The 3,768-nt window shown below is 60.8% G+C and carries 6 protein-coding genes; 1 reads left to right on the top strand and 5 read right to left on the bottom strand.

Features of this window, described 5'->3' with window-relative positions; translation table 11 throughout:
* The 5 genes from OQK_RS21945 to OQK_RS21925 all read right to left on the bottom strand — a co-directional run.
* Positions 1-777: zinc-binding dehydrogenase (locus OQK_RS21945; protein WP_038861543.1), on the bottom strand; the 777-nt coding region annotated here is incomplete at its 3' end.
* A 63-nt stretch (positions 778-840) separates the two neighbouring features.
* The gene (locus OQK_RS21940; protein ID WP_016774291.1) at positions 841-1,143 is read right to left on the bottom strand and encodes an ArsR/SmtB family transcription factor; all 303 of its coding nucleotides are present in this window, start codon (positions 1,141-1,143) and stop codon (positions 841-843) included.
* A gap of 107 nt (positions 1,144-1,250) precedes the next feature.
* The gene (locus OQK_RS21935; protein ID WP_202947696.1) at positions 1,251-1,616 is read right to left on the bottom strand and encodes a nuclear transport factor 2 family protein; all 366 of its coding nucleotides are present in this window, start codon (positions 1,614-1,616) and stop codon (positions 1,251-1,253) included.
* Positions 1,617-1,698: 82 nt separating this feature from the next.
* A complete protein-coding gene (locus OQK_RS21930) occupies positions 1,699-2,295 on the bottom strand; it encodes an NADPH-dependent F420 reductase (RefSeq protein WP_202947698.1) in 597 nt (198 codons plus the stop codon).
* Positions 2,296-2,302: 7 nt separating this feature from the next.
* Complete coding sequence (locus OQK_RS21925) at positions 2,303-3,055, bottom strand: 3-oxoacyl-ACP reductase family protein (protein WP_016774288.1); 753 nt, start codon at positions 3,053-3,055, stop codon at positions 2,303-2,305.
* A gap of 112 nt (positions 3,056-3,167) precedes the next feature.
* Between OQK_RS21925 and OQK_RS21920 the strand changes: the two genes are divergently transcribed.
* A partial coding sequence (locus OQK_RS21920; protein WP_016774287.1) for a LysR family transcriptional regulator occupies positions 3,168-3,768 on the top strand: 601 nt, incomplete at its 3' end.

The raw sequence follows: 3,768 nt of genomic DNA, 5'->3' as shown, positions 1-3,768 counted from the left end.
GTAGCTGGCGTTCTTGCCCCAGGCCTGGACGAGGTTTTGTGGCTGCGCGATGTCGACGATCGAGACGACGCGGCCAAGCTGGGCGAGCGCGTCGGCACTGCGGGACAGGGTATCGCCGCCGATGGTGTCGAACACCACATCTACGCCATGCCCGGCGGTTTCGCGCATGATCGCTTCGACGTAATCCTCTTGGGTGTAATCGATCACCACGTCGGCACCCAGGCTGCGGACGAAATCGGCGTTGGACTCGCGCACGGTGGTGAACACTCTGGCGCCCATGGCTTTGGCCACCTGAATCGCCACATGGCCGACCCCGCCGGCGCCGCCGTGGATCAGAATGCTTTCGCCAACGCGGAGCACGGCGCGCACGGTCAGCGCTTCCCAAACCGTACCGCCGACCAGACTCAGACTGGCCGCCTCAAGGTGGCTCAGCGAGGCAGGCTTTCTGGCGATGATGCTTTCGGCTGCGACGTGGTACTCGGCATAACTGCCCTGCCCGTCGAATATCTGCGGGGTGTACCAGACCTCGTCGCCCGGCGCGAAAGCGCTGACGCCCGGGCCGACGGCTTCAACCACGCCCGACACGTCGTGACCGGTAATGGCTGGCAGCGGCACAAGATCAGGATAGTCACCGCGGCGAACCTGGTAATCCAGCGGATTGATGGAAGTAGCGTGCACTCGGACCAGCACTTGGCCCGCTTGCGGAACCGGTTTTGAAACGTCGCTGAGTTCGAACGAATCAGGACCGCCGAAGGATTTCAAAATCATCGCTTTCATGGCAAAACCTCGTATCGATAAAGAGGGATATCGAGAATTCTCGATATCCTAGAGTAAAAAAATTTACAGCTCTTTCCCTATGATCTCTGCAAGCGCGCTGATAGCAGCCTCATTGCGTTTGTAGTAGGTCCATTGACCGACGCGTCGCACTTCAACCAGCCCCACCCGCTGCAACGTGGCCAGGTAACTCGACACCGTCGACTGCGACAAGCCGATACCTTCCTGGATGCTGCTGACGCAGACACCCTCGACGAGAACGTCACCCTCATCCTGCGGGGGGAAGTTCTTGACGGGATCCTTCAGGCCTTCAAGGATCTTGAGGCGCGTCGGGTTCGAGAGGGCTTTAAAGATTTCGATCAGTTCCATGCGCCGAGGATATCGAGATTTTTCGATATGTCAATGCGCGATATTAATCTGATCGGCAGTCGGCGACAGGCGGCAACGGGATCCGATTTGCCACCCTGCCGTGCGGCTCAGCCTTGGGGCGCATCCAGCAACACCCACAACCGCACGATTTTCCCCGCTTTGATTTCTGCCACGTCGACGCCACTGACGACTACCGGCCCAGCGCTCGGGCCCGCATGCCAGCGCAGGTAACCCAAGCCATGATGCCCAACCGCCGGCCCCTCGGGAACAAAAGCGAAGTCCGACCCGAACTGATCCAGCAACGCACCGGCCACCTCTGAAATCGCCGCCCGCCCGGTGACGATGCCAGTCGGTTCGTACATCGTCGGTGTGTCTGCAAAAAGCTCCTGCACCGCCGCAATGCGCTTCTGTGCATCGCGCTCGTTGAACACGCGCTGCAGGTTGGCCCGCAGCAAGGCGTCGTAGTTTTCCACCTCATTGATATTTCGCGAATCTGAGCCAGACATTTTTGAATCCTCGATTGGTATGTGAAGCCCGGTTGCCCGGGCTCAGCGGTCAACCATGTTTGACCAGGTTCAAGGCTGGCAGCGGTCCGCCCGGGAACTGCGCAAGCATTCCCTGCTGCACACCGCCCAGGTCGATGCCGTAAAAACCCAATTGATCAATCAGCTCTGCAACTTTGGTTTTGCTCGCGGCATCTTCACCGGAATAAAACAGCACACGCTTGCCGCCCTCGGCGGAGGGATCGCTCAGCAGAGCCGCGAGCAAATGGTTGAAGGCCTTGACCACGTGCGCACCGGGCAGCATCTGCGCCACCACTTGCGAAGACGGCTGGCCGTCCAGATCGAACGGTTTGAACAGTGGCGCCTCGATCGGGTTGTTGGCGTCGATCACGATACGTCCATCCCAAGGCCCGAGATCGCGTACCGCGTCGGGGATCTTCGACCAGTTCACCGCCAGAAAAACAATGTCCGCCTGACTGGCTTGCTGAGCGGTCACCGCTTGTGCGAGTGGACCCAATTCGTCGACCAAACCGGCAAGGCTCTGCGGCCCACGGCTGTTGGCCAGACTGACCGGCCGGCCTGCGTTGACGAGCAACCGAGCGATGGCGGTGCCGATGGAGCCAGTACCAATGATGCTGATAGTCATGATGCTCTCCTTACGCTGTGAAGCCGCCGTCGACGATTAATTCTGCACCGGTGACAAACCCGGCGTCCGCACTAGCCAGGTACGCCACCGCACTGGCGACATCCTTGCCCTCGCCGTACCGCCCCATGGCGATGTTCGGGCGTAGGAAGTCCGCAATGGGCCCGTCGGCCGGGTTCATGTCGCTGTCGGTCGGGCCAGGATGGACGGTGTTCACAGTGATGCCGCGCGGCCCAAGATCGCGCACCAGTCCACGACTGAAACCGGTCAGCGCACCTTTGCTCAGGGTGTAGACGGAGGCCGTAGCGAACGCAGCGTATTGCACCATCGAGCTGCCGATGTGAATGATGCGACCGCCCTGCCCCATGTGTTTGAGCGCTTGCTGAGTGGCGACGAAGACGCCGGTCACGTTCACCGCAAGGATGCGTTGAAAGTCCTCAAAGGCGATGTCCTCCGGGGCACCGAGCAGGCTGATACCAGCGTTGTTCACCAGAATGTCGATCTTGCCAAAACGCTGTGCAACCTCGGCAATCGCTGCACGTACAGCCTCGGGATTGCCCGCATCGGCCGCCCGCGCCACAGCCTGGCCGCCCGCCGCAACGATTTCCTGCACCACCGCTTCGGCGCGATCTGGCGATGCGTTGTAGGTGATAGCGACGGTGGCGCCATCTGCCGCGAGGCGCTTGGCGATTGCTGCGCCGATGCTGCGTGAGCCACCGGTCACGATGGCGATTTTGCCGGTCAGTGGAAGCGTGGAAGTGTTCATGGTCGAGCCTCTGGGTGGTTGGAGTTGATGAGGCTATGAAACGCCTTTTTATCTTCCACCAGTAGTGGAAGCCCACTAGAATCACTTTCAATCATTCGTTGAAGGTGCGCAGATGGAAACCTTAGGCAATTTGCTCTCATTCGTGCGCAGCGCCGAGGCGGGAAGCTTCTCTGCGGCGGCGCGGCGCCTGGGCCTGACTCCCGCGGCGGTCAGTCGCAATGTCGCGCAGCTGGAGGCCAACCTCGGCGTACGCTTGTTTCAGCGCAGCACGCGCAAACTCACGCTGACCGAAGCGGGAGAACGCTTTCTGGCCAACGTCGGTTCGGGACTGGAAAGTGTTCAAGCGGCGATTGCCGACGTGGCCGGCAATGCCGGAGAGCCTTCAGGGCTTTTGCGTCTGAGCGCAGCACCCGGTTTCGCCAGGGATTTTCTGTTGCCGCTGATGCCCGATTTTCTCAAGCAATACCCCGCCGTGACCCCTGAATGGCACGTCGACAATCGCCAAGTCGATCTCATCGCGGACGGGTTTGATGCGGCCATCGGTGGCGGCATCGAGCTGGCGCAAGGTGTGGTGGCCAGGGCCATCGCCCCGGCGCATCTGATTCTGGTGGCATCGAAGGAATACCTCTCGGCACACAAGCGCATCCGGCACATCGAAGAGCTGGCGACGCTGGATCATCTGGCCATGCGCTCGGTGCAGACCGGCAAGGTGC

The organism is Pseudomonas sp. R62 (assembly GCF_000257605.1).
GTDB lineage: Bacteria > Pseudomonadota > Gammaproteobacteria > Pseudomonadales > Pseudomonadaceae > Aquipseudomonas > Aquipseudomonas atacamensis.
Note: the sequence above shows the minus strand (reverse complement) of the source record. Positions and strands in the feature narration are given on the sequence as shown.